This window comes from Planococcus sp. TJ-307 (assembly GCF_058268435.1).
The window spans coordinates 183,640-209,431 of the sequence record NZ_JBZDOJ010000003.1 but is presented as its reverse complement, the minus strand read 5'-3'; the positions used below and the strand labels follow the sequence as shown (position 1 = coordinate 209,431).

General features: G+C 44.6%; 24 protein-coding genes. 23 read left to right on the top strand and 1 reads right to left on the bottom strand.

The window, feature by feature from the left end; translation table 11 throughout:
* The first annotated feature begins 345 nt into the window (after nt 1-345).
* The 7 genes from AC4EHK_RS12635 to AC4EHK_RS12605 all read left to right on the top strand — a co-directional run bounded on the left by AC4EHK_RS12635 (nt 346) and on the right by AC4EHK_RS12605 (nt 6,216).
* On the top strand, nt 346-900 hold the full coding sequence (locus AC4EHK_RS12635; RefSeq protein WP_490979144.1) for a restriction endonuclease: 555 nt from the start codon (nt 346-348) through the stop codon (nt 898-900).
* Between the two features lie 72 nt (nt 901-972).
* Nucleotides 973-1,431 carry a hypothetical protein gene (locus AC4EHK_RS12630; protein WP_490979143.1) on the top strand — a complete coding sequence of 153 codons (459 nt, stop codon included), beginning with the start codon at nt 973-975 and terminating at the stop codon, nt 1,429-1,431.
* A gap of 196 nt (nt 1,432-1,627) precedes the next feature.
* The gene (locus AC4EHK_RS12625; protein WP_490979142.1) at nt 1,628-2,584 is read left to right on the top strand and encodes a sugar kinase; all 957 of its coding nucleotides are present in this window, start codon (nt 1,628-1,630) and stop codon (nt 2,582-2,584) included.
* A gap of 15 nt (nt 2,585-2,599) precedes the next feature.
* Nucleotides 2,600-3,220, top strand: a complete 621-nt coding sequence (locus AC4EHK_RS12620; RefSeq protein WP_490979141.1) for a bifunctional 2-keto-4-hydroxyglutarate aldolase/2-keto-3-deoxy-6-phosphogluconate aldolase — start codon at nt 2,600-2,602, stop codon at nt 3,218-3,220.
* A gap of 13 nt (nt 3,221-3,233) precedes the next feature.
* Nucleotides 3,234-4,316: a mannonate dehydratase gene (gene uxuA / locus AC4EHK_RS12615; protein ID WP_490979140.1), complete on the top strand. Its 1,083-nt coding sequence runs from the start codon at nt 3,234-3,236 to the stop codon at nt 4,314-4,316.
* Nucleotides 4,317-4,343: 27 nt separating this feature from the next.
* The gene (locus AC4EHK_RS12610; protein WP_490979139.1) at nt 4,344-5,348 is read left to right on the top strand and encodes a LacI family DNA-binding transcriptional regulator; all 1,005 of its coding nucleotides are present in this window, start codon (nt 4,344-4,346) and stop codon (nt 5,346-5,348) included.
* A gap of 109 nt (nt 5,349-5,457) precedes the next feature.
* Nucleotides 5,458-6,216, top strand: coding sequence for an SDR family NAD(P)-dependent oxidoreductase (locus tag AC4EHK_RS12605; protein ID WP_490979138.1), 759 nt, complete (start codon nt 5,458-5,460; stop codon nt 6,214-6,216).
* Nucleotides 6,217-6,279: 63 nt separating this feature from the next.
* Here AC4EHK_RS12605 and AC4EHK_RS12600 read toward each other — a convergent pair whose 3' ends face one another.
* On the bottom strand, nt 6,280-7,275 hold the full coding sequence (locus AC4EHK_RS12600) for a LacI family DNA-binding transcriptional regulator (RefSeq protein ID WP_490979137.1): 996 nt from the start codon (nt 7,273-7,275) through the stop codon (nt 6,280-6,282).
* Nucleotides 7,276-7,707: 432 nt separating this feature from the next.
* Here AC4EHK_RS12600 and AC4EHK_RS12595 point away from each other — a divergent pair, with 432 nt between their 5' ends.
* The 16 genes from AC4EHK_RS12595 to AC4EHK_RS12520 all read left to right on the top strand — a co-directional run bounded on the left by AC4EHK_RS12595 (nt 7,708) and on the right by AC4EHK_RS12520 (nt 25,702).
* Nucleotides 7,708-8,739, top strand: a complete 1,032-nt coding sequence (locus AC4EHK_RS12595) for a TRAP transporter substrate-binding protein (RefSeq protein ID WP_490979136.1) — start codon at nt 7,708-7,710, stop codon at nt 8,737-8,739.
* Nucleotides 8,740-8,825: 86 nt separating this feature from the next.
* Nucleotides 8,826-9,335, top strand: a complete 510-nt coding sequence (locus AC4EHK_RS12590) for a TRAP transporter small permease (protein ID WP_490979135.1) — start codon at nt 8,826-8,828, stop codon at nt 9,333-9,335.
* Between the two features lie 13 nt (nt 9,336-9,348).
* On the top strand, nt 9,349-10,644 hold the full coding sequence (locus AC4EHK_RS12585; RefSeq protein ID WP_490979134.1) for a TRAP transporter large permease: 1,296 nt from the start codon (nt 9,349-9,351) through the stop codon (nt 10,642-10,644).
* A gap of 63 nt (nt 10,645-10,707) precedes the next feature.
* Nucleotides 10,708-13,107, top strand: coding sequence for a glycoside hydrolase family 31 protein (locus tag AC4EHK_RS12580; protein ID WP_490979133.1), 2,400 nt, complete (start codon nt 10,708-10,710; stop codon nt 13,105-13,107).
* A 51-nt stretch (nt 13,108-13,158) separates the two neighbouring features.
* Entirely contained in the window at nt 13,159-14,565 is a 1,407-nt protein-coding gene (uxaC, locus tag AC4EHK_RS12575; protein ID WP_490979132.1) for a glucuronate isomerase, read from the top strand.
* 41 nt (nt 14,566-14,606) lie between these two features.
* On the top strand, nt 14,607-15,443 hold the full coding sequence (locus tag AC4EHK_RS12570) for an SDR family oxidoreductase (RefSeq protein ID WP_490979131.1): 837 nt from the start codon (nt 14,607-14,609) through the stop codon (nt 15,441-15,443).
* A gap of 215 nt (nt 15,444-15,658) precedes the next feature.
* Nucleotides 15,659-16,102, top strand: coding sequence for a hypothetical protein (locus AC4EHK_RS12565; protein WP_490979130.1), 444 nt, complete (start codon nt 15,659-15,661; stop codon nt 16,100-16,102).
* Nucleotides 16,103-16,118: 16 nt separating this feature from the next.
* On the top strand, nt 16,119-17,402 hold the full coding sequence (locus tag AC4EHK_RS12560; protein ID WP_490979129.1) for an SMI1/KNR4 family protein: 1,284 nt from the start codon (nt 16,119-16,121) through the stop codon (nt 17,400-17,402).
* A 208-nt stretch (nt 17,403-17,610) separates the two neighbouring features.
* Nucleotides 17,611-18,423, top strand: coding sequence for an SDR family NAD(P)-dependent oxidoreductase (locus tag AC4EHK_RS12555; RefSeq protein ID WP_490979128.1), 813 nt, complete (start codon nt 17,611-17,613; stop codon nt 18,421-18,423).
* Nucleotides 18,424-18,434: 11 nt separating this feature from the next.
* The gene (locus tag AC4EHK_RS12550) at nt 18,435-19,487 is read left to right on the top strand and encodes a ketopantoate reductase family protein (RefSeq protein WP_490979127.1); all 1,053 of its coding nucleotides are present in this window, start codon (nt 18,435-18,437) and stop codon (nt 19,485-19,487) included.
* Between the two features lie 11 nt (nt 19,488-19,498).
* Nucleotides 19,499-20,158 (top strand): GntR family transcriptional regulator, encoded by a 660-nt coding sequence (locus tag AC4EHK_RS12545; RefSeq protein ID WP_490979126.1) that lies wholly within the window; start codon nt 19,499-19,501, stop codon nt 20,156-20,158.
* A gap of 14 nt (nt 20,159-20,172) precedes the next feature.
* Complete coding sequence (locus AC4EHK_RS12540) at nt 20,173-21,189, top strand: ABC transporter ATP-binding protein (RefSeq protein ID WP_490979125.1); 1,017 nt, start codon at nt 20,173-20,175, stop codon at nt 21,187-21,189.
* Nucleotides 21,137-22,099 carry an ABC transporter ATP-binding protein gene (locus AC4EHK_RS12535; protein WP_490979124.1) on the top strand — a complete coding sequence of 321 codons (963 nt, stop codon included), beginning with the start codon at nt 21,137-21,139 and terminating at the stop codon, nt 22,097-22,099. Before AC4EHK_RS12540 ends, AC4EHK_RS12535 begins: the two co-directional genes overlap by 53 nt.
* Before the next feature lie 42 nt (nt 22,100-22,141).
* Entirely contained in the window at nt 22,142-23,155 is a 1,014-nt protein-coding gene (locus AC4EHK_RS12530) for an ABC transporter permease (protein WP_490979123.1), read from the top strand.
* A gap of 18 nt (nt 23,156-23,173) precedes the next feature.
* Nucleotides 23,174-23,989 (top strand): nickel transporter permease, encoded by an 816-nt coding sequence (gene nikC, locus AC4EHK_RS12525; RefSeq protein WP_490979359.1) that lies wholly within the window; start codon nt 23,174-23,176, stop codon nt 23,987-23,989.
* Between the two features lie 87 nt (nt 23,990-24,076).
* Entirely contained in the window at nt 24,077-25,702 is a 1,626-nt protein-coding gene (locus AC4EHK_RS12520) for an ABC transporter substrate-binding protein (protein WP_490979122.1), read from the top strand.
* Nucleotides 25,703-25,792: the final 90 nt, after the last annotated feature.

Sequence of the window (25,792 nt, the reverse complement as noted above, 5' to 3'; positions counted from 1 at the left end):
GCTGATTTCTATACTCAATCCATTTCCTAGGAGGGCTTACATGAAAAAAACCTTTGAAATTACTTATGACGGACGCCATATTTTAGTGGAGAATCGCTAGTTTGAAGGTGAAAAGCTGTTTGTGGACGGAGAGTTGCAGGACGAAAATCTCGGGCTTAGCTTCAGAGGAAATCTAACTGGCAAGCTGAAGCAAATGGAGAATATGAAAAATATTAAAGTAACTCTTGGCGGTTTTTTTGCCATTCAGTGCAAAATATTCATTGATAATGAATTGGTGTATTCTAGCTGACGGTAATGCGAATATATTTTCAGGGGCGGAGGAATTTTAAAGCGAGGTGGTTTAATGTGGCACGAAAGAAAAAGAATAATAACTTAGGTGAGTTGCTTACTGGAATTTTGGTATTAAGCAGTGTCAGTACGTTTATTTTCACGCAGTCGGTTTCAGCAACCGTTGTCGTATTTGGTGTTGGTTTCATTGGTCTGTTGGCACTTGCGAAAATCCTTCAATTCAGAAGGCTGAAGAAGTTAAACCAGTCGGGGATTCTGCAGGTGGATGAAATGTCGGGAGCAGAGTTTGAAGAATTTTTGCGTCTGCGCTACAGGGCTGAAGGATATGCGGTTCGCAAAACGCCTTATAAAAGCGATTATGGAGCAGATCTTATTTTGGAAAAAAATCAGCAAAAAATAGCAGTTCAGGCAAAGCGCCACAAAAGGAATGTGGACATCAAAGCCGTGCAGGAAATTACTGATGCACAACGGCATTACAAAGCAAACGAAGCCTGGGTTGTCACTAACAGCTTTTTCACAAAAGCGGCCGCAGAACTGGCAAAGAGCAATAACATAAAATTGGTGAACCGTGATGAATTGGTGGAGATCTTATTGGCTAAAAAAGCAGGGTGACCAGCTTTTTTGTTTAATTTGTTTCAACCATGATGGAGCTGGACTGCCCGTTATGCAAAGGGAGGAGAATTCATGAAATCACCTACGCGCAACGAAATGATGGCCCAGTTGGACGTTTTTGTCGGCACCTGGACAGTAGAAGTGACGCATCCGCATCTTCGTCCCATTCCCATTATGGGCCGCAGCACGTTTGAATGGATAGATGACAGTTACCTGATTCAGCGTCTGCATATTGATAAACCGGAATTTCCAAGCAGCATGATCGTCTACGACTGGAATCCGGAAACCGGGCGCTATTTGCAGCATTATTTTGATTCACGCGGCGTCACGCGCTTGTATCAAATGAGCTTGCAAGACCATGTTTGGAAGTTGTGGCGGGACAGCGCAGATTTTTCTTCGTTGGATTTTAGTCAACGCTTTATGGGAACCATCGATAAAACTGGAACTGCAATTGACAGTTCATGGGCACAATCCACTGATGGTGTGAATTGGACCCATGATTTTAACGTATTGTATAGAAGAGGTGAATAAATGAACGTCATTCACTGCCACCGCCCACACGGCTAAGGGAAATTTCCCTTGCCGTGTGGTTTTCTTCATAGAAGGAATAACATGGTGCTTTGTTCAGAATAATGCGTCAGTCGAGTTGATTTTGAAAAAGGCTTCGTCTATACTCGTACTAAACCGGTTTATCAAATTGATGGACGATTTAGGAGAGATCATACTTATGGCAGAGAATTACAAGATTTTTACATTGGGAGACGCATTAATTACGTTCAATCCATCGGAAACAGGGCCGTTGCGTTATGTGCCAGCGTTTACACGAAAAGTGGGTGGCGCGGAGCTGAACTTTGCGATTGGCAGTGCGCGTCTTGGCATGGACACAAAATGGGTAAGCAGGCTGGGCGGAGACGAATTCGGCCGTGTGATTTACAATTTTGCACGGGGTGAAGGCGTTGACATGTCGGATGTCAGCTTTGTGGAAAACTACCCGACATCGCTCAACTTCAAAGAAATTCGGGAAGATGGTTCTGGTAAAACGTTTTACTATCGATACCAATCTCCGATTCTGACAATGGCAGCGGAAGATATTACGAAAGAAATGTTTGAAGGGATTGACCTTGTCCATTTGACGGGTGTCTTCCTGGCCATCGATCCGAAAAATTTGGCTATTGTTAAACAAGTGCTGAAAATTGCCGGTGAACAAGGCATCCGCGTTTCATTCGATCCCAATATCCGATTGAAATTGTGGACCTTGGATCAGGCAAAAGCGGCGTACAAAGAAATTTTGCCGTCAGTGGATATTTTGTTGACGGGCTTGGATGAGATCGAAATGCTCAATGGCACAGCATCAGATCAAGCTTTGGAAGACTTTGCTGCGCATTATGGCATCAGCCAGCTTGTCATCAAAGACGGTGGAAATGGTTCGAGAGTGTTTCAAGATGGACAATGGCATTCAAAGGCTGCCTTCAAAGTGACCGTAGTGGATACAGTGGGTGCCGGAGATGGCTTTGATGCAGGGTATGTTTATGCTGTTCTTCATGGTTATGCACCTGAAGATGCACTGGAATTTGCCAACGGTGTTGGAGCTTTGGTGACGACTGTTTCTGGAGACAATGAAGGATTGCCATATCTTGACGAGGTTTTGGCATTGGTCCGAAAAGAAAAGCAGATCGAACGTTAAAGGAGGAAGCAAGTTATGTTGAAGCATGAAATTTTATCAAGCATCACAGAAACTAAAGTAGTGGCGGTTATTCGCGGAAGCAGCGCAGAAGAGGCCGTTGAATTATCAAAAGCAGCGGTTGAGGGTGGCATTCGCGCGATCGAATTGACGTATACAACTCCAAACGTGCAAAAAGCATTTGAAGAGTTGCAAGGAGAAGAGGTGCTGCTTGGAGCCGGATCAGTATTGGATGCGGAAACTGCACGCCATGCTATTTTGGCAGGAGCCCAGTTTATCGTCAGCCCTCATTTCGATGAAACCATTGCCCCGATCTGCAATCGCTACGGCATTCCGTATTTGCCGGGCTGCATGACAATTCGGGAAATGGTCAAAGCTTTGGAGGCAGGATGTGACGTCATCAAATTATTCCCTGCGAATAATTTCGTTCCTTCATTCATTAAATCGGTCAATGGTCCGCTTCCGCACGTGCGAATTATGCCGACAGGCGGCATCAATTTGGACAATATTCAGGAATGGTTGGCAAATGGAGCAGTTGCAGCCGGCATCGGAAGTGATTTGAACAAAGCTTACGCTGCAGGTGGATACAGTGCCGCAGTGGAACTAAGCAAAAAATACGTGCAGAAAAGCATACAGTAAAGGAGCCTCATTCATGAATATGACATTTCGCTGGTATGGCCAGGGCAACGACACGGTCACACTCGAACACATCAAACAAATTCCAGGTGTTAAAGGAATTGTCTGGGCACTTCACGACAAGCCTGCTGGAGAAGTCTGGGCAAAAGAAGAAATCGCACAGGAAGTGGCTTATATCGAATCGCACGGATTTCATGCAGATGTCGTGGAAAGCGTCAACGTCCACGAATCCATTAAATTGGGCAATGCGGACAGTGCGCATTATATAGAAAACTACAAAGAGTCTATCCGCAATTTAGCGGAAGCAGGCGTTAAAGTTATTTGCTATAACTTCATGCCGATTTTCGACTGGACACGAACAGAAATGTTTCATCCATTGGAAGATGGATCAACGGCGTTATTTTTTGAAAATGCCAAAGTGCAAAATGCCGATCCAAAAGAATTGATTCGCACCGTCAGTGAAGCATCGGATTTGACCTTGCCAGGCTGGGAACCGGAAAAGATGGAACGCATTACCGAATTGTTTGAGGCCTACAAAGAAATCGATGAAGCAAAATTATGGGCCAACTTGGAAGTCTTCTTAAAAGAAATCTTGCCAGTAGCTGAAAAAGCCGGCATTAAAATGGCCATCCACCCGGACGATCCACCATTCTCAATTTTTGGATTGCCGCGTATTATTACAGGCGAACACAGCTATGAAAAACTTATTGAAATTTCGGATTCACCGTCAAATGCATTTACGATGTGTACAGGGTCGATGGGTGCCAGCAAATCGAACGATATGGTGGCAGTTGCCAAAAAGTATGCCAGCCGCTCTCCTTTTGCACATATCCGCAACGTAAAAATTTACGACAACGGCGATTTCACCGAAACTTCTCATTACACACAGGATGGCTCGATTGATATTAAAGGGGTTGTCAAAGAATTTCACGAACAGAACTTCACAGGATACGTACGCCCCGATCACGGACGCCATATTTGGGGTGAAGTGTGCCGTCCAGGCTACGGTTTATATGACCGGGCACTGGGAATTATGTATTTGCTTGGGTTATGGGATGCATACGAAACACAAAAGAACGCCAGTACTCAAAAACGCTAATCTGTTTATTCGGGAGTTTGATCGACAATGAAAAATGTAACGATGGCAGAAGTAGCTAAACATGCGAACATTTCCAAAAGTACGGTTTCACAGTATTTGAATAAGCGCTATGAATACATGAGTGAGAGCACGAAAAAGAGAATTGAAGAGGCGATTGAAGAGCTAAACTATCACCCGAATACTGTGGCCAGAAGTCTGAAGCAAAAGACGACCTATACAATCGGGATCATCGTGGCCAATATTCTTCACTCGTTTTCTACGCATATCATCCGTACCTTGGAAACGGAATTTAACAAGCAAGGCTTCCACACGATTATTTGCAATGCAGACGATGATCCGGAGAAAGAACGGAATTACATTGAAATGCTGCTGGCGAAACAAATTGACGGCCTTATTGTTTTTCCAACCGGCGAAAATCTCGATTTGTATGAACAAATGAAAAAAAGAAACTTTCCAATTGTCTTTATGGACCGGAAGTTAGATGGTTATGACATTGATACGGTCATGCTCGACAATCACCGGGCCGCTGAATTGGCGGTGGACAAATTTGTGTCGCTGGATTACACAAACATTTCGATCGTCACGACTTCAGTGATTCGCAATATCAGTCCGCGGGTAGAGCGCATTGATGGATACAAGCAAGCGCTTGAAAAACATGGGCTGCCGGTTCAGAAACAGTACATTAAAACTGCGGATGCAGCATTTCTGCAAGAAACGCTGCAAGCGCTGTTCCAGCTGGAGTCTCCGCCTCAAGCCATTGTGGCAGGGAACGATATTGTGCTAATCGAAGTTTTGAAGTATATCAAAGAACACGGAATGTCCATTCCGCGTGACATTGCGGTGATCAGCATAGACGAAGTCACCTTTGCAAGTTTCTACACACCGCCAATTACCGTAGTGGAACAGCCAAAAATCGAGATGGCCAACCGGGCTGCTGAGTTGCTGCTCAAGCAAATTAAAGGCGAAAAAGAAATCGGGAAACCTGCAGTCGAGCGGATGGCACCAATATTGATAGACCGAAATTCCTGTTAAGGATTAAAAAAGCAAGTCCAATAACACTGGTGTTCGCAAGGTGTTTTTGGATTTGCTTATTTTGATGTACCTTTTTTGTAACGATTCTACTTTTATAGGAGGAAACGATATGTTTAATTTGGAAGGCAAAGTTGTGTGGATTACGGGAAGCAGTACAGGCATCGGCAGTGCGATGGCAATCAAGTTCGCAGAGAGCGGCGCGTCAGTTGTGGTTCATGGAAATGCCAACAAAGCACAGGCTGAAAAAACCTGGAAAGCCGTTCAAGACAATGGAGGGGACAGCCTTCTTGTACTTGGGGATGTAACGGATCGAAGCCAAGTAAACAAAATGGTCGAAGAAATCACCGACAAATTTGGGCGAATAGACATCTTGATCAACAATGCAGGAACGATGGTCAAACGTGCAAAAGTGGAAGACATTGAAATTGAAACGCTGGAAAAAATACTCGCTGTCAATTTCACATCCATCGTCCAAGTCACACAAGCTGTTCTTCCTTTGATGAAACAGCAAGCAGGCGGGGCCATTATTAATATGTCGTCCATTGCTGCCCGAAACGGCGGCGGAGGTGGTGCGGTGATTTATGCTGCAGCTAAAGGTGCTGTCAGCACATTAACGAGAGGGCTTGCCAAGGAACTTGCGGAGGATGGAATCCGTGTCAACGGCATTGCACCTGGAGTGATTGAAACACCTTTTCACGAGCGCTATTCAACACCTGAATTAGTGGATAAGATGGTGGCAGCAGCACCGCTGGGCCGTGCAGGAACCGCTGAGGAAATTGCAGGCGCAGCCTTGTATTTGGCATCGGATTTGGCGAGCTATGTTACGGGAGAAATTATCGAAGTAAATGGCGGCATGTTAATGGATTAACAGAGCGAATAAAAAAACTGCTGCACTTCCGAAAAACGGATAGTTGCAGCAGTTTTCTACTTTTTATTCTTGTATCGCTTTATCCACAACTTGAGCGCAGGAACTTCTTTCTGTAATCACGGGAGTCAAGGTTTGGACAATGGAAACCGATTGCGGGTCTTTGATATAGCTGGTCAAAGTTTGTACCATGCTTTGTGCAATTTCTTCCACGGGAACCCCGACGCTGGTCAAAGGAACTTCCATCGTTGCCATTTGTGGAATGTTATCGTAGCTGAGCACGGAAATGTCGTTTGGAATGCTGTAGTTTTCCTGCATCAAGGCGCGGATAAGGCCAGCGCTTATATCGTAGCTGGCACTGATGATGGCAGTTGGGCGATAAGATGAGTTGATCAATTGAATGGTGGCCATATAGCCGTCGTACCAGCCTAAGCCTTCGGTATCGAACAAGCTGCCCTCTTCGTAAATGCCGAATTTATCCATTGCTTTGCGAAAGCCGATTGATTTTTCAATTTGCCGCTCGTCAACAGTGGTGAGGCTGCCGACAAAGGCAATTTTTCGGTGTCCCAGACTGTGCAAATAAGCCACTGCATCATTCATTGCCGCTTGATAATTCACATCGATAACCGGGAAGGGATTGTCTTTGCTGACGCCATACGTGAGGCAGGGCAACGAAAAGGTTTCGGGCATGTCTTCCAAGTACTCGTTAAAGATGATTACCCCGTCTACTTGGAAACGCTTAAACATTTCAAGTGAAGTTTGAAGGGGGTTTACCGAGAGAATCATGGAATATGAACTTTTGGAAATTTCCTCATTGATTTTTGTCACCAATATGGAAGGGGCCACACGTTCCAATGTTGGCCAGATGAGGCCAATGACTTTTGACTCTTTTGATACCAAGCGCTGAGCTGCGTAGTTTGGTTCATAGCCCATTTCTTTCGCAAGTTTGATGATTTTATCTTTTGTATCCGGTTTCACGAGGGAACTGTCGTTCAGCGCTTTTGAGACAGTAGAGTAACTGACTCCCGCAATGAGGGCAAGATCTTTAATTGTAATTGTCATAGGAATCCTCCATCAGTTTAAAATACTAATTTTGTCTGTATGTATCACCATAGCATTCGATTAATAAAACAAGCAATGTGAAAACCCACAAATGGGAGTTTCCACCAGCTAAAGTTGTTTAAAAAAAGAAATTTCAAAAAACATACTTGATTATTTTATTATATTACTTTAAGATAAAAATTGTAATAACAACGTTGTTATTTTGTTCATAACGTAATTTTAAGTTAAATTTTTATATTTTTCAACAAAATGAAAGCGTTTGCCTTTGGTAGTGAAAAAGATCAACTGGGGAAGGAGAACTTTTTGTTTGTCGCTGATATGAGCATACACATATTGTATTGGACTAAGGAAATGGTTTCTTGCTTTATTGGATTGGATCTATAGACGAGTAAATGGTTCGAAAAGGGTTTATCAAAAAAGGAGGAGTTTTACATGGTATTCAAAAAAAGATTTTCAGCAGCAACAGCGGGTGTCCTATCTTTATTGTTATTAGCAGCTTGCGGAAGTGATGAAAGCGCTTCAGGAGGCGATGCTGAAGGAGGAGCGGAGTCGGTATCTCTTCGACTGGCGCACAATCAGCCGGAAGATCATCCAATCCATACTTCATTGATTGAATTGACAGAGTTAGCTGCGGAGAACTCAGGAGACAATGTCGAAATTGAACTATTCCCGAATGGCCAGCTGGGCGATGAAAGAGGCGTTATCGAACTTGTAAAATCAGGAACACTTGATATGGCAAAGGTTAGTGCAAGCGCTCTAGAATCTTTTGACAGCAACTACGCCATCTTCTCACTTCCTTACGTATTCCAGAGCGAAGAGCATTATTTCCAAGTAATGGACAACAGCGAAGCGGTACAGGAAATTTTCCAGAATACACGTGATGAAGGATTCTTTGCAGCTGGATGGTACACAGGCGGACAACGCAGTATTTACACAGTAGACAAAGAAGTTGCTTCTCCTGCAGATATGGATGGCATGAAAATTCGTGTGCAGGAAAGCCCAACATCTATTTCTATGATTGAAGCTATGGGCGGCGCACCGACACCGATGTCATTCGGTGAAGTGTATACGTCACTTCAACAAGGCGTTATTGACGGCGCAGAAAACAATGAAACAGGTTTGACAAGCAATAAACACGGTGAAGTTGCCAAAGCATACTCGTACACAGAGCACCAATATGTACCGGATGTTTTGATTGTCAGCACAAGCATGTGGGACGGGCTATCGGAAGAACAGCAGCAAGCGATTACAGATGCAGCAGTTGACTCTTCAGAAAGCCATAAAGCAGTATGGGCCGATGCAATCACACAGGCCATCACAGATGCAGAAGACATGGGCGTAACTTTCTATGACATCGACAAACAACCGTTTATCGATGCAGCTACTCCACTTCACGAAACATATCAGTCAGAAAATGAAGACAGCAAACGTTACTTTGAAGATTTTCAAAGCTATAACGAATAAATAATGATCAACTGGGTCTCAACTTTCAGCAAGAAACCCTTGCACCGTTGAGGCCCTTACTTTATTCAGGAATGGAGAGAATCCCAATGAGAGATATTGTGGATCGAGTAACCGCATTTTTAACCTGCTCCCTAATGGTGGCCATGGTTTTAGTTGCTTGTTGGCAAGTTTTTACACGGTTCGTATTAAATTCACCTAGCACATTATCCGAGGAATTTTTGCGCTACTCCTTAATCTGGCTCACGATGCTTGGTTCAGCCTATGCATACGGCAAGAAAAAACATTTAGCTGTCGTATTTGTGGCACGCAAAATACCAAAGAAATTTAAGTTTTATGTTGATATGCTCGTTGAAATCATCGTACTGGCATTTATCCTGGTTGTTTTAATCTACGGCGGCACACAAGCTTACCAGAACTCAGTAGGGCAAGTGTCTTCAGCTTTAAATATGCCAACGCAATATTTGTATCTGAGCATAATTGTATCGGGCGTACTATTTTTGTTCTACGCCGTAATCCATATTGTTGAACATTTCCACAACAGAAATAAATGGAAAAATGTTGATACGAAATTTGAGTCTGATGAAATTTTAGAATGAGGAAGTGGACTTTATGGCCTTGGAGGCAGGAATTGTTTTAGCGATTGTATTTACGCTGATGCTCGTCATTAGTGTACCTATTTCAGTGAGTATTATTATCGCTTCGTTAGCTGCAATATTGATAGCTTTACCTTTGGATATGGCTATATTTACGGCCAGCCAAAAACTTGTTACGGGACTGGATAGTTTTACGTTGCTGGCAGTTCCATTCTTCATCCTGGCAGGAATTTTAATGAATAATGGCGGCGTTGCAGAACGGCTCATTAATTTTGCAAAAGTTCTTGTCGGACGGACACCTGGAGCACTGGCACATACAAATATTTTGGGCAACACGTTGTTTGGCTCTTTATCCGGTTCATCTGTTGCGGCAGCAGCTGCAATTGGCGGCGTTATGGGTCCCCTGCAGAAAAAAGAAGGATATGACCCAAGATTTTCAGCCGCAGTCAATGTAGCATCTGCACCCATTGGGTTAATCATTCCCCCAAGCGGAACCCTGATCATCTATTCACTTGTTAGTGGAGGAACATCTGTTGCGGCGTTGTTCGTGGCCGGATATTTGCCTGGTTTGTTATGGGCTTTTGCTTGTATGGTTGTCGCATTTATTATCGCGAAAAGAAGAAATTACCCTACATCAGAAAGAGTCAGCTTGAAAGTAGCGTTTAAAACTTTCCTAGATGCGATTCCCAGCTTGATGTTAATCGTGATCGTAATCGGAGGAATTCTGTCTGGTATCTTTACAGCGACAGAAGCTGCGGCAGTGGCTGTTGCCTATACGTTCATTCTGTCTTTGGCTTATGGCGCGGTTAAGTTTAAGCACATGCCAAGAATCATTATGGAATCGGTGGAAATCACAGCTGTCATTATGTTATTGGTATCTGCTTCAGCGGTCATGTCATGGGTTATGGCATTTACCGGAATTCCTTCAGCGATCAGTGAGCTCATCATGGGGATTTCAGATAACCCGATTATCTTGCTGCTGATTTTAAATGTGTTCCTATTGTTGATCGGGACGTTCATGGATATCACACCTGCCGTTCTTATCTTTACACCTATATTCTTGCCGATTGTCGTCGGTTTCGATATGGATCCCATCCACTTTGGAATCATGATGGTCATGAACTTGAGCATCGGGAACATCACACCTCCTGTAGGCAGTGCGTTATTTGTAGGATCCAGCATTGCGAATTTGGACATGGAAGATGTTATAAAACCGCTCATTCCATTTTACATCGCGATTATAGTGGTGCTCCTTTTAGTCACTTATATCCCAGGAATCAGTATGGTGCTTCCGAACTTGCTTGGTTATTAACACGACTGCGCACAACCAGCTTGTAAGGTTGGTGCCTATGCATAGCGAAAGGATGAACGATGTATGTCTTTAAAAGAAAATTACTTGTTTGAACTTCAAAAAGAAGAAAACAATATCATCACCTTCCAACTCGACAACCCTTTAGTGGTTGCCCGAGTGATGGTGTTGGAAAATGACTTGATTCGAGTGCTGATGTCAAATGGTGAAGAACTGGAGATTGACAACACGTGGCTTGTAGCTCCTGGAATGGATGACGTGCCCTTTGAAGGACGCAGCCGCTTTGATTTGTCCCCTTTTTCACTTCCTGAGTATCGGTTGCATCAAGAAGGCCGGACGGTGACCATTGAAACGGAAATGGTCAAACTTTGCATCAACTTGGATGGCTTTAAAGCGACATGGTTTTATAAAGAGACCAATGGCGAAGTGATTCAAATTGCGTCAGACCGAAAAACCCAAGCATACAATTTGGACGGGTCGCTCGGCAAAGGGATTTATCATTATTTAGAGAGAAATCACGATGAACAGTATTTTGGCCTCGGCGAAAAAAGCGGGGACATGGATCGCCACGGCAAACGCTACCGGATGTTAAGTGTGGACCCAATGGGCTACGATGCGCAAAACACAGATCCCTTATACAAGCATATTCCGTTTTACATCACACGGAATAAACAATCAGACATCTCTTTTGGGATTTTCTATGACAATATGGCACAAAGTGTCTTTGACATGGGCAATGAAATGGATAATTACCACGGCTGGTACCGGTATTACCATTCATTTGCCGGAGATTTGGATTACTACATAATCGTAGGTCCAGAATTAAAAAATGTGGTTAAAAAGTACTCCCGGTTAACAGGGAAAACAATCTTTTCACCAAAATGGAGTTTGGGCTATTCAGGGTCAACTATGACTTACACCGATGCTCCAGACGCACAGGAACAGTTAAAGCGGTTTATTGAACTCTGTGAGAAAAACGATATTATTTGCGATTCGTTCCAATTGTCCTCGGGGTATACCTCGATAGGCGACAAACGTTACGTATTTAATTGGAACAGAGATAAGTTTCCTGATCCAAAAGGCTTTATCGATGACTATCACCAAAAGGGAGTTCAGTTGTGTGCAAACATCAAACCTGCGCTTCTAAAAAGCCATCCTCAATTTGAGGAACTGGAAAAACAGGGCATCTTCATTCGGAATCGTACTGGCGAAGTAGAAATGGTCCAGTTTTGGGATGAAGTCGGGGCTTACATTGATTTTACCAATGAAAAATCCATTCAATGGTGGAAAGAAAATGTTACCTCACAATTGCTGGAATATGGGATAGACTCGACGTGGAATGACAATAATGAATTCGAAATTTGGTCAACCGATGCTGTATCCAATGGCTTTGGCAAAGAACTGCCGTTTGAAACAGTGCGTGCGATCCAACCGCTCCTGATGATGAAAGCGTCTTATGAAGCACAGAAAGAATACGCTCCGCAGTTGCGTCCTTATTTGATTTCCCGGTCTGGCAGCCCAGGCATGCAACGCTATGTCCAAACGTGGTCTGGAGACAATTACACGAGCTGGAAATCACTTAAATACAATATCAAAATGGGCTTGGGCTTAAGCATGTCCGGCATTTACAACGTAGGTCACGATATTGGCGGATTTTCTGGACCTGCTCCAGAGCCCGAATTATTGGTGCGTTGGGTACAAAATGGGATCTTCCATCCACGGTTCACGATCCATTCATGGAACGATGATCAAACAGTCAATGTTCCTTGGATGTATGAAGAAACCACCGACACCATTCGTGAGCTGATGAAGTTCAGGCACCGGATTACTCCTTACTTATACACAGCACTTTACGAGGCACATGCAAATTATGAGCCGATTATTCGTCCGACGTTTTATGATTTCGGACACGATGTACAAACCTTCGAAGAAAACGATGACTTTATGTTGGGCGACTCCATGCTTGTGGCTTCTGTCGTGGAAAAAGGCAAAACAGAAAGAGCTGTCTACTTGCCAGCGAATGATGGCGGTTGGTACAACTTCCATACTTCGGAATGGCATGAAGGCGGGAAGCTTGTTACAGTGCCGGCTCCTTTGGATTACAACCCGCTTCTTGTACAAGCAGGAGGCATTATTCCAATTAATGATACGGATCCAAGCTTTTCGACCAAAGCCCAAGATGAACGAAGCTTTCTGTTGTTCCCGCACCGCGAACAGGGAAGCTCAGATTATCAATTGTACGAAGATGATGGTGTATCTGCGGACTACCAGGAGAATCATGCCACAGTCCACGTTTCCATGGAATCAACCACTCACAAAATTCAGGTGGAGCTCAACATTCAGGGAGAATACACCTTGCCCTACAGCAACATCCGTTTTTATGTGAACGGGGATGACCAACGTGAATTTTATGTCAATGGACAACAGCTGGTAAAGAAAAATGGAAGCTACGAAGTCCAGGTTTAAAAAATAAGGTGAGTACCGTTTGAAAATAATGCCTTCATGGGAGTTGTACGGATGAAATTTATGGATGAAGACTTTCTACTAAACACCAATAGCGCAAAGATTCTGTATCATGAGTATGCAAAGGACCTTCCTTTATATGACTTTCATTGTCATTTGAGCCCACAGCAAATTGCAGAAGACCACCGCTTTGAAAACATTACAGATGTCTGGCTAAAGGGTGACCACTACAAATGGCGTGCGATGCGTGCATTTGGAATTGATGAAAACCTGATTACAGGAAATGCAGGCGACAAAGAAAAGTTTCATGCCTGGATTCAAACAGTTCCCTATACAATGGGCAATCCCCTGTATCACTGGTCCCATCTCGAACTGAAAAAATATTTCAATTATGAAGAAGCAATCAAGGAAAAAAACTGGGAAGCCATGTGGGAACAACTGAACCAGGTTGTCCAATCAGACTCTTTTTCAGTGAAAACCTTGATTAAAAACAGTAAGGTCAAAGTTATCTGTACCACAGATGACCCAGCAGACAATCTGGAATACCACATTCAAATTGCTGAAGATAAAAACATTGAAGCAAAAGTGCTGCCAACTTTCCGGCCGGATAAAGGTTTGGGCATTACCGCAGCTGGATTTTCAGCATACATCCAAACTCTTGGCGCATCAGCACGGTTGGATATTCGGAACTATGGCAATTTCCTAAAAGCCTTATCAGAGCGAGTCGACTATTTCCATGAACACGGCTGCCGCATATCGGATCACGGATTTGAGTATTTACCTTATGAAGAAACTTCTTTTGAAGAAGCAGCGGACATTTTCCATAAAGCACTGTCCGGAGAAAAAATTTCTAAAATTGAAGAAGACAAACACAAGACATTTACGATGCAATTTCTGGGTGAGTTGTATGCCAAACACAATTGGGCGATGCAATTGCATATTGGCCCATTGCGCAATAACAATACCCGCATGTTCGAACAAGCAGGACCCGATAGCGGATTTGACTCGATCAATGATTTTGAACTGGCGCGTCCGCTCAATCAATTCTTAAACAGCTTGGACCGCAATCAAGTTTTGCCAAGAACGATTATTTATCCGCTCAATCCGGTCCATTTTGAGATGGTGGCAAGCACGATTGGCAATTTCCAGTCGAGTGAAATGAAAGGGAAAATTCAGTTTGGTTCGGGTTGGTGGTATAACGACCAAAAAGACGGCATGCTCCGCCAAATGAAAGAGCTGGCCAATGCTGGGTTGTTAAGCTTGTTTGTCGGTATGCTGACAGATTCCCGCAGTTTCCTTTCGTTTACACGCCATGATTACTTTAGACGAATCCTATGCCAATTGGTTGGAAACTGGATTGAGGAAGGCGAAGTTCCGGCAGATTATGAGTTTATCGGCAAGATGATCCAAGACATCTCATACAATAACGCCACAAACTATTTTGATATTAAAGTGGATTAATGAATCTACGCAAAAAAGAATTTTAGAAATGAGGGTGTTGTATGATTCCAATGCATGAAAATTTACATGGGCGAGTGGCTGTCATAACCGGGGGAAGCGGTGTCCTGTGCTCGGAAATGGCGCGTGAATTATCGCGTCAAAGTATGAAGGTCGCCATTTTAAATCGTACGGCAGCCAAAGGCGAGCTTGTTGCAAAGGCGATTAACGAGGCAGGCGGAGAAGCGATAGCACTTTCGGCTGATGTCTTGGACCGTGCATCACTGGAACAGGCGAAGCAAAAAATTCTGGAAAAGTTCGGCCGCATTGACTTGCTTATAAACGGAGCAGGCGGAAACCATCCAGATGCCATTACCGGTCCGGAAACATTCAATGAAGAATCAGCTGGCCAGTCATTTTTTGAACTGGATGAAAGCGGATTTTCTTCAGTCTTTTCATTAAATTTCACAGGGACTTTCCTAGCCTGCCAAGTGTTTGGCAAAGAATTATTGAAAAGTGACTCACCAGCGATCATCAATCTGTCTTCCATGAGTGCATACGCACCATTGACTAAAATTCCGGCATACAGTGCTGCGAAGGCCTCAATCAACAACTTTACGCAATGGCTGGCCGTGCATTTTGCTGAAACAGGTTTGCGTGTCAACGCCATTGCTCCAGGATTCTTCCTGACCGACCAAAATCGTGATTTGTTAATGGATAAAGAAGGAAACCCAACAGCACGAACGAAAAAAATTCTGGAAGCTACTCCAATGAACAAGTTCGGCGAACCGGAAAATCTCCTTGGCGCATTGTTGTTCCTTGCCGATGAATCCTATTCTTCATTTGTAACGGGAACGACAATGGCTGTGGATGGCGGATTTATGGCTTATTCAGGGGTATAAAAAGCGAAGATTAACTAAATACTATGCGAAAAAACGGATTCTTAACTGAGAATCCGTTTTTTGAATTGTTTTTTAGTGGGACGGACTCATTGTCTGGTGAGGTGGACAATGCTTGCTTGCAATAAATAAGTTAAGAAGTGAAATCATGCTTTCGGTATGCATAAATTAACGATTAACTGGTATATAATAGAAGGCATAAGAGGGGGGTCTGGAATATGTTTGAAAAACAAATTATCGACAAGCAAGACCACCGCAATTTTTTTGTGCAGATGTCAAATCGTGACACGAAAGGCACCTTTCCATTAATATCGGATGATCCAGCGACCATTATGGATAGAGCTTTTACCGAAATCAGCATGGGGTATACGTCATTGCTCATCTATAAAAGAATGGCGATTCTTCGACAGGGTAGTATCGCTGATTTGTCAAAAAAGGATGAAGGAAAGGCTACGCATTATCAAAATTTTCTTTTCGTTCAACAGCATGAAAAAAGCGAACACGTTGCGTTTTCAGCATTTGAACCTTATGTTCGGTACGAGACATTGGAAGAAGCAATTGCAGCCGGCCAGGAACAGTTGAAAAACAAGCAGCGGATTTTTCCAGGCCAAGTGTTTACGGTTGTTTGCAGTGCACTTTTAGAAAGTCATGCTTGGCATTGAGAGAGGGAGATGACGGATGCAATTAGTAATGAAACGAATTTTTAAAAAACTGAGTTCTCATTTCGGATCCTTTTTAAGCCAACCTGCGACCAACGAAGAGATTGAAAATTTGGAGCGTACACTTGGAACCAGCCTGCCAGCTGATTTGAAAAGACTATACCAAGTGCATAATGGGGAGTTGGGCGGAGCGCCTGGTTTGTTTTTCGGCATGTCTTTTTTACCTCTGTCTGGTGTTTTGAGTGAATGGCAATCCTGTTCAGCAGTAGCGGATGATGAAGCCATGAACGATGTCCCATTCTATGCAGTTCCACCGGAAACGATCCAAGACCACTACGTCAATCGCAAATGGATTCCATTTGCGGCTGATTTCGGCGGCAATTTCCTGGCTGTGGATTTGGATCCTGGCCCAAACGGTCTATCTGGACAGGTCATCAACTTTGGAATTAAAGAAAATACGCGGCATGTCGTCGCACAGAGCGTGGAAGATTTAATCGAATTTATTTCAAAAACGCTTCAGGATGGCTCTTACACAATTGATGGGGGAGGAACGTGGAGCTATAGTGAAAAAAAGGAGCTGCATTTTTTTCATGCCCTGGAAGAAATGCCGCTGCCGGTTTTGCATCCTGAAACGGCTGAAGCCACAGCAGAAGCATTGGAAATGGAGCGGAAAGAACAAGCTAAAAAGCGTGCACAAAGCTTTGCCGGTGATCCGTGGGAAGAAACCATCTATGCAGATGGCCGGATTACCACTACTAGCTCGCAGAAAGCAAATACGAATCCGACTAAGCTCCACGAAAATGGCAGTGAAGAGCTGGACAAAGTAAAAAGTTTGGACGTGTCGATCTTCAGCATCGATCAATTTGAAGAGATTGCAAAGAAGGCAACTCAATTGGAGCATTTGCACATTCGACAGTTAGTAGGGGTGGCCCACCCGGATTTAAGACTACTCAGGGATATAAAAAACTTGCAGTCGCTGACGATTGAACATTGTGCATTTTACACTATGCATCTTTGGGAGAACTTTAGAAATCTAAAAAAGCTTACCTTGATCGATTGCCAAATCTTCGACGCAACGGAAATCAAAGAGACGCAAATTGAAACCTTGGAGTGCATCCGGACGCCTATCGAAAATATTGAAGTAATTGCCGAGTCGCCAGCGCTGCGAAAGTTTTCAGGAAGCTTCCAGCAGTTTGAGGTGTTGCAGCCGCTAGTGGCTGGTTCGATGGATTTTTCTAAAATTACTGGCAGCATGACAAAGGGCGAGCAAGATAGTTGGATAAGCAGCTTCAAAAATAAATAACTGAACTAAAAATGGCTGACAAGAGATAAAAAGCTGCCAACTGAATAAAAGTGGATGACATTTCTATGTCGTCCACTTTTTTATTTTGTCTACGAAAAAGAATAATGTAAAGAAAGTTTGCGTTAAAATACTAAATATTCTAAATATTATTGCAATTAATGAAAATTAGTCATATACTAAAAAAAATCGCGGCAGAGGAGTGGGTTTAGTGCAAAGTGTTAACAGTTTACAGTTAACTTTTGAAAATCGAGTTGCAGTAGTGACTGGCGCTGCCCACGGTATTGGCCGAGCCATTTGTAAAGAATTGGCTGCCCGAGGTGCACATGTTGTGGCAGTCGACATCCTCAAAGAAGCGCTTGAAGAAACCAAAAATGAAGTAGAACAAGCAATCGATGAAACCAATTCCACAGGGGAAATCCATCTTTATGTTTGTGACGCTGCTGATTCGAATGCAGTAAAAAGCTTCGGAGAAAAAGTAATCCAGGATTTTGGGAAAACGGATATCCTCGTAAATGTAGCAGGGGGCGTAGCAGGTCAAGTGCATCGAGCGATTGAAAACATTTCGGATGAGGAGTGGGAGGCTGTAATTGCTGTTAACTTAACGACCACATTCTACATGATCCGAGAATTTGCGCCCCACATGAAAAGAGCGGCATATGGGCGAATCGTCAATATTTCAAGCGGGGCAGGAAGAAGCAGCAGCCTCACCGGCATCCAAGCGTACACTAGTGCAAAAGCCGGACAGATTGGACTGACCCGCCAAATGGCACGGGAGCTCGGACCCTTTGGCATCACGGTAAACAATGTCGCACCGGGTTTCGTTCTATCGAATCCATCGACCGAACGGCAATGGAAGGCAATGTCTGAGAGCCAACAGGATCAGCTGATTGAGTCTATTTCAGTCAAGCGTCTTGGCACTCCGGAAGATATCGCCCATCCCGTACTCTTTTTTGCTTCAGATTTCTCCCGTTATGTGAGCGGTCAGATTGTTTCAGCCGATGGCGGGCTACAACTTTTCTAGGAGGACACGGGATGGCTATTACGATAATCGGTGCAGGTGCAATAGGAGGAGTTCTTGGCGCATATCTCATTCGTGCAGGGGAACAAGTAGTTTTTTGTGATACCGCTCAAGACCACGTCAACCAGATGAATTCAGATGGACTCACAATTGAAGGACCTGATGAAACATTCACGGTAGAAAGCACTGCCTTTACTCCTGCTCAACTAATTGAACAGGATCAACCTTTGGAAACTGTTTTTCTTTGCGTCAAAGCCCAGCATACAGAAAAAGCGCTAGCTCCTTTTTTATCGCTGTTAACTCAAACCTCACAAGTGGTGTCATTTCAAAATGGCTTATGCGAAAGAGAGATTTTAAAACTGATAGGGGCAGAACGGACAATAGGCTGCTTCGTCAACTTTTCTGCAGATTATCTTGGACCTGGAAAAATTCTTTATGGCGGGGTCGCTTCACTTTATCTCGGTGAACTTGACGGCACAGTATCTGAACGGGTCACCGCACTAAAAGATAAATTACAAGTTTGGGGACCGGCACAGGTCACCGACAACATATGGGGATTCCTTTGGAGCAAGATGTCTTATGCTGGTTTGCTTTATGCGACGGCTTTAGTAGATGAGACGATGGCAGCAGTTGTTGAAAATCGTGAGCTCCGCGACATGCTGATGGAATTGTGCTCAGAAATTCTCGAAACAGCAGACAAAGAAGAAATCAAACCCATTGGATTTGATGATTGGGAACCAGACTTGATCTACCCGCGAGAAAGCAGGAATCCTAAAAAGTTGGATGCACAATTGGAGCAATTAGCCGAGCGGATGGCCGCAAACAAGAAAACAAAAAGTGGGATTTGGCGGGATTTAGCGGTCAGAAAACGCAAAACTGAAGTGGATGCACAGCTTGTGCCAATTCTTGAAATCGGCAAAAGCCACCAAGTAGAAATGCCGCTTTTAGCGGCGCTCGTAAAATCCATCAAAGAAATTGAAGATGGGAGCCGGCACATGAGTTGGCAAAACCTTTATGAACTGCAGGAAATATATGAAGCTTTGCCTCCCAGGGTAAGGCAAATCTAGGAGTGAAAGAGATGATTATCCCAGACCAAAGAACATTATCGGACGATGTAGCAAAAATTATCAGGAAAATGATTCTGAATGGAGAGTTGAAGGCGGGTGGCTGGATTAATCAGGCTCATTTGGCTGAAAAATTTAACATATCAAGAGGCCCCATCCGAGAAGCATTGAAACTTTTGCAAAACGAAGGGCTTATCAAGCATGAGACCAATAAAGGCACATTTGTTGCCACACTTTCTGATCAGGACGCATTTGAAATCTATACATTGCGGGCACTGATTGAAGGGGAAGCAGCCCAGCTGGCCTTGCCTCATTTATCGAGCCAGGACTTGTTGGAACTCGAGGGGTATATCGAAGAGTTTACTGAAGCTATGCACAACCATGACATCGAACACCAAGTGCAGTGCGATATCCTGTTCCATGGGAAAATTGTCGCAGCGTCCAAGCACAACCGATTGATCAATATTCACAAAAATCTCGATACACAAGTAGGGGTTATGTATTTAACTATCGCCAATCAAGTACCCATGCGCGTGGAGCAAGTCGTCTATAACCATCGGCTCCTATTGGATGCCCTTCGAACAGGCGACAAGAAAAAAATCAAAAAAGCATTTTCAAATCATTATACAGAGGCGCTGAAAGACTTGTCGAGAAACGTTGCAAAAAAAGACTGAGGGGCGGTGGAAAGATGTTATTGGATGTTAAACATATGTCGTTGTCCTTGAAACGAGCGGGGAAATATTCAAAAATCCTGGATGATATCTCGTTCAACTTGCAACAAGGAGAAACATTAGGAATCGTTGGGGAATCGGGCTGCGGAAAAAGCATGACAGCATTATCGCTAATGCAGCTCCTGCCTGAAAAAGCTCGGCTTGAAGGAGCAGTTGATTTACAGGGGAAAATTATTTCGGGATCCTCGAAGCGTAAACTTGAAAAAATTAGAGGCAACCAAATGTCGATGATTTTTCAGGATCCTCTAACATCCCTTAATCCGCTTCAGACAGTTGGAGTCCAGATTGAAGAATCACTCATTTTGCATACAAAAAAGAGCAAAAAAGAGCGCAGAGAGCGAGTTCTGCAACTGCTAAATGCGGTTGGGCTTCCGCGAGCCGAAGAACTCATGGACGAGTATCCACATCAACTTTCGGGGGGGATGCGGCAGCGGATTATGATTGCCATCGCGATGGCTTGTGAGCCGCAACTGTTGATTTGTGACGAACCGACAACTGCACTGGATGTTACCGTTCAAGCTCAAATTTTGGAATTAATGAATGAAATAAAGCGGGAAACCGACATGGGAATCATTATGATTACCCACGATATGGGCGTTGTCGCAGAAGTTTGCGATCGAGTACTTGTGATGTATGCAGGGAAAATTGTTGAAGAAGCACCAGTTGTTGAGTTGTTTGGAAATCCCAAACATCCTTATACGCGAGGGTTGTTGGCATCCATACCAAAACTTGGACGGCGCAAAGAAAAACTTGGATCGATTCCTGGAACTGTTCCAACACCTGGAAGCATGCCGGTGGGCTGTAGATTTGCTGACCGCTGTCCGCATGCGATGGATATTTGCCGGAACGCTACACCTGAGATGATTCGCATCAGAGAAAGCCACCAAACCGCTTGCTGGCTATACGATGAAAAGGAGGGGAATGCCAATGCCGCTGCTGGAAGTCACGAACTTGAAACAGCACTTTACAACTAAAAAGGGTTTCGTCGGCAATAAGACAATTGTTAAAGCAGTTGATGGCGTTTCGATCACGATTGAAGAAGGCAAAACACTCGGTGTCGTAGGGGAATCCGGTTGTGGAAAATCGAGCCTTGGCCGCTCCATCCTCAGGTTGGTGGAACCGACGGAAGGAAGCATCAAATTCGAAGGTAAAGAAATTGTCGGTATTTCCGCAAAAGAAATGAAGGAACTGCGCAAGGATATGCAGATTGTCTTTCAAGATCCTTATGCATCCTTAAATCCAAGGAGAACGGTACGCCAAATTTTAGAAGCCCCACTTATTATCCACAATATCGGCAACAAGACCGACCGCAAAGAGTTAATTGAAAATCTTGCCGGAAAGATTGGGCTGCGAAAAGAACAATTGAGCAATTACCCGCATGAGTTTTCGGGAGGGCAGCGCCAACGGATCGGCATCGCGCGGGCAATGGCTTTAGATCCGAAGCTGATTATCGCTGACGAACCGGTTTCCGCGCTCGATGTCTCGGTGCAATCGCAAGTGCTGAACTTGATGCTGGATCTCCAGCAGGAGCGAAATTTGAGCTATATGTTCATTTCGCATGATTTGTCAGTAGTCCAGCATATTTCAGATAAAGTAGCCGTCATGTACCTCGGCAAAGTGGTCGAAATTGCAGATGTTGCCAAAGTTTACGATACGCCTATCCATCCGTATACGCAGGCGCTGTTATCCGCATTGCCAGTTCCAGATCCAACCTATGTCAAAAACCGAATCATTTTGCAGGGAGATTTGCCGAGCCCATCCAATCCGCCGACAGGCTGCACGTTCCATACACGCTGTCCGATGGCGACAAAAGAATGTGCAGAAATCATACCGCCGCTAGAAGAAAAAGAACCTGGTCATTTTGCTGCCTGCATTCATGTTTAAAGTACGCAGATAATCTGAAGCTAGTAAAGGGGGGACAGCCTAATGGATGCTCTACGATTTATCGGAAAACGAATGTTGCTGATGATTCCGATTTTAATCGGCATCAGTATCTTGACTTTCGCGATTTCCAACACGATTCCTGGAGATCCAGCCCGTCTTATTCTTGGGCCGAAAGCAACTCCGGATGGACTTGAAGCGCTGCGTGAAGACATGGGGTTGAACGATCCGCTTTATGTCCAGTACGGACGCTATATGAGTGGAATCGTCCAGGGTGATCTCGGGGAAAGTACCTACTCTCAACGTCCGGTTATGGACGATTTGCTGAGGTACTCACCGGCTACATTTGAACTGACGATGTTCGCGATGTTCATCACATTGATAATTGGCATTCCGTTTGGTGTTATCAGTGCGAGCAGGAAAGACAGGATTGCTGACCAGTTCACCCGGATTTTCGCACTGATAGGCGTGGCCATGCCAGCGTTCTGGCTTGGATTGCTATTGCTCTTGTTCTTCTACTTGAAGCTTGGGGTACTTCCGGGTTCCGGGCGATTGGATGGGGGCATGTCCCCACCGGAATATATTACCGGCATGTATACAATTGATGCGCTGCTAACAGGAAATTGGCCGGTGTTTTATGCCGCCGTTATGCATTTGATTTTACCGGGAATTACGCTTGCTGCCGTGACGGTGGGGATGATTACCAGAATGACCAGATCGAGTATGCTGACGGTGTTGCAAAGTGATTACATCCGAACAGCTTTCGCCAAAGGAGCACCTGAAAACCGGGTTCTTTACGGACATGCGCTTCGCAACGGCATTATGCCCGTCATCACGCTTCTCGGGATGGCATTTGGCCATGCTCTTGGCGGCAGTGTCTTGGTAGAAGCGGTGTTTTCGTGGCCGGGTTTGGGTCAGTATGCGGTTAATGCCATCAACTATCTGGACTTCCCGGCTGTTATGGGCGTGACGTTGCTGATTGCAGTCATGTTCATTCTTGTGAACTTAATTGTGGATACATTATATTTCTTTATTGATCCAAGGCTGAAACATAACTAGGGGGGAGTGGTCGAGTTGGTGCGAAGAATTTTTAGTAGCCCGTTGACGGTGCTCGGGCTCTTCATCGTAGTACTTATATTGATAGTGGCATTATTTGCTCCGGCAATTGCTACTCACAGCCCAACGGAAGTGGACCTGGTGAGTAAACTCGATGCGCCAAGCGCCGAACATTATTTTGGCACCGACGAAGTAGGCCGGGATATTTTCAGCCGAATTGTATACGGCACAAGGATTTCGTTGCGCATCGGACTGTTGGTTGTATTAATCGCGTTCCCAATTGGCACCATACTCGGCGCCATTGCTGGTTATGTTGGCGGACGGGTCGATCAGGTTATCATGCGCATTACAGATGTGTTCCTGTCTTTTCCGGGCATCATCCTGGCCATGTCGATTGCAGCAGCACTGGGACCTTCTATTGAAAATGTCATGCTCGCGCTTGCCGCGACCTGGTGGCCCTGGTATACCCGAATTGTCCGTTCGTCGGTGCTGTCCATCAAGCATTCGGAATTCATTGAAGCCTCTCGGGCACTTGGAGCAAATCCATTTCGGATTTTATTCAAAGAAGTTATTCCGAATTCGATTGCGCCAGCCACTATTCAGGCTTCTTTGGATCTTGGGTTTGTTATTTTATCTGCTGCCGGACTTAGTTTTATCGGCCTTGGCGCACAACCGCCTTCGCCGGAATGGGGTGCGATGCTGTCAAACAGCCGTGAAATCTTGCGTGAAGCTTGGTGGGCAGCAACGTTCCCTGGGATTGCTATTTTGTTGACCGTACTTGGTTTTAACTTGCTCGGTGATGGATTGAATGATGTGCTCGATCCGAAACAGCGCTGAGTTTTTGCTGAAACATTGAAAGGGGGATAGGGGTTGTCTGCCAATGCTTTTTCCATCATTACCAACGAAACCAAAGGGGGAAATACAGTGAAGTTTAAAAGTCAGTGGTCAAAACTATTTCTATTCCTCGTCATCGCTGTGTTAGTGCTTGCAGGCTGCCAAAATTATAGTGAAGAAACTGAAGAAACGGATTCGCCGGACGGAACAGCGGCCGAATCAAATGAGAACTTTGATGCCGAAGTCTTTAACTTCGCCACCAACCAGGATATTCCGGGACTCGATCCTCACGGTTCGGCAGCGAATACGACCTTCCGGGTCATTTACCTGATGTACGATCGTCTTGTAACTTATGAAGGGGCATCGACTGAACCGACGCCAATGCTTGCGGAAAGCTGGGACATTTCTGAAGATGGGCTTGAATACACATTCCATCTGGTCGAAGATGCAACTTTCCACGATGGATCGCCAGTGACAGCTGAAGCCGTGGAGTATTCATTTACCCGAGCTATTGATGTAGGGAAATCTGCCGCAGGGATTTTCAGCAAAGTTATTGACGAAAACAGTTTTGAAATCATTGACGACCACACCATTAAAATTACGTTGAAAGAACCGTTTGCGCCATTTATCAGCACATTGGGAACAGCTTTTGGGAACATCATCAACCCGGCGCTGGAAGAAAACCATGGCGATGATCTGGGAGAAAGCTTCCTGGCAGAAACTGAGATGGGTTCTGGCCCTTATGTCTTGGAAAGCTGGGATCGCGGGGAAACGATGGTCATGAAGGCGAATCCAGATTATTGGGGAGAAGCGCCAACAATGGAAACAGTCAACATCCGCTTTATCACAGAAGCTTCTACTGCACGCCTGATGCTGGAAAAAGGGGAAATCGACTTGATCGACAATACGGTCATTTCACCTGAAGTTCTTGGACAGATGCGCGATACCGAAGGCGTGGAAGTCGTAGAAGCGGAAGGTTACCAAATCGACTACATGCCGATGAATACGGAAAAAGGTGCGCTTGCTGATGTTAAAGTACGCCAGGCAATTGCCCACAGCATTAATTACGATGCGCTTCTTGAAAGTGTCTACTTGGATCAGGCTGATCGTATTGGTGGAGCAGTTCCGCAGGGAATGTTCGGATTCAGTGAAGACGCTAAACTTTACGAGTATGACTTGGATAAAGCAAAAGAGCTGCTGAAAGAGGCGGGGCATGAAACTGGGCTGACTCTTGAAATTGCAATTTCAGAAGATAGCGAAGTGCGAAGCAACACGGCATTATTGCTGCAATCTGACTTGGAGAAAGTTGGCGTAACGCTGGACATTAAAACATATGCATGGCCGACATTCCTTGATTTGGTGACAACCGGCCAGCATGATTTCGGTCTCGTTTCCTGGACGCCAGATTATCCAGATCCCGACTATAACCTCTGGTATTTTGCTCATTCATCAAGCAAAGGCCCTGGGTTCAACTTGGCCTTCTATGAAAACAGTGAAATTGATGGCTTGCTGGAAGAAGCGAGATCTTCAACGGACGAAGCACTTCGAGAAAACAATTACATGGAAATCCAGAACATCATGGCCGAAGAAGTTCCTTATATCTTCGTTGCCCAACCAAAATTGGAAGCGCCTATGCGCACATGGGTGAAAGGCTATGAACTGAACCCGATGAATTCCTGGTACGTGCCGTTCCACAAAATTACAAAAGAAGAATAAGGAAGATGGGAGAAGTTGTGGAAACACAGCTGCCTCCCTCTTTTTTAGAAGCAGCAGTTCAAGGGCTTGTACAGTAAATCTATTGAATGG

Bases quoted from the DNA above. Each gene is read 5' to 3' on its own strand.
- uxaC (WP_490979132.1), top strand. From the start codon at position 13,159: ATGAAATTTATGGATGAAGACTTTCTACTAAACACCAATAGCGCAAAG.
- AC4EHK_RS12550 (WP_490979127.1), top strand. From the start codon at position 18,435: ATGGCTATTACGATAATCGGTGCAGGTGCAATAGGAGGAGTTCTTGGC.
- AC4EHK_RS12535 (WP_490979124.1), top strand. From the start codon at position 21,137: ATGCCAATGCCGCTGCTGGAAGTCACGAACTTGAAACAGCACTTTACA.
- AC4EHK_RS12570 (WP_490979131.1), top strand. From the start codon at position 14,607: ATGATTCCAATGCATGAAAATTTACATGGGCGAGTGGCTGTCATAACC.
- AC4EHK_RS12560 (WP_490979129.1), top strand. From the start codon at position 16,119: ATGCAATTAGTAATGAAACGAATTTTTAAAAAACTGAGTTCTCATTTC.
- AC4EHK_RS12590 (WP_490979135.1), top strand. From the start codon at position 8,826: ATGAGAGATATTGTGGATCGAGTAACCGCATTTTTAACCTGCTCCCTA.
- AC4EHK_RS12625 (WP_490979142.1), top strand. From the start codon at position 1,628: ATGGCAGAGAATTACAAGATTTTTACATTGGGAGACGCATTAATTACG.
- AC4EHK_RS12580 (WP_490979133.1), top strand. From the start codon at position 10,708: ATGTCTTTAAAAGAAAATTACTTGTTTGAACTTCAAAAAGAAGAAAAC.
- AC4EHK_RS12585 (WP_490979134.1), top strand. From the start codon at position 9,349: ATGGCCTTGGAGGCAGGAATTGTTTTAGCGATTGTATTTACGCTGATG.
- uxuA (WP_490979140.1), top strand. From the start codon at position 3,234: ATGAATATGACATTTCGCTGGTATGGCCAGGGCAACGACACGGTCACA.
- AC4EHK_RS12595 (WP_490979136.1), top strand. From the start codon at position 7,708: ATGGTATTCAAAAAAAGATTTTCAGCAGCAACAGCGGGTGTCCTATCT.
- AC4EHK_RS12530 (WP_490979123.1), top strand. From the start codon at position 22,142: ATGGATGCTCTACGATTTATCGGAAAACGAATGTTGCTGATGATTCCG.
- AC4EHK_RS12600 (WP_490979137.1), bottom strand. From the start codon at position 7,275: ATGACAATTACAATTAAAGATCTTGCCCTCATTGCGGGAGTCAGTTAC.
- AC4EHK_RS12545 (WP_490979126.1), top strand. From the start codon at position 19,499: ATGATTATCCCAGACCAAAGAACATTATCGGACGATGTAGCAAAAATT.
- AC4EHK_RS12605 (WP_490979138.1), top strand. From the start codon at position 5,458: ATGTTTAATTTGGAAGGCAAAGTTGTGTGGATTACGGGAAGCAGTACA.
- AC4EHK_RS12620 (WP_490979141.1), top strand. From the start codon at position 2,600: ATGTTGAAGCATGAAATTTTATCAAGCATCACAGAAACTAAAGTAGTG.
- AC4EHK_RS12630 (WP_490979143.1), top strand. From the start codon at position 973: ATGAAATCACCTACGCGCAACGAAATGATGGCCCAGTTGGACGTTTTT.
- AC4EHK_RS12565 (WP_490979130.1), top strand. From the start codon at position 15,659: ATGTTTGAAAAACAAATTATCGACAAGCAAGACCACCGCAATTTTTTT.
- AC4EHK_RS12610 (WP_490979139.1), top strand. From the start codon at position 4,344: ATGAAAAATGTAACGATGGCAGAAGTAGCTAAACATGCGAACATTTCC.
- AC4EHK_RS12540 (WP_490979125.1), top strand. From the start codon at position 20,173: ATGTTATTGGATGTTAAACATATGTCGTTGTCCTTGAAACGAGCGGGG.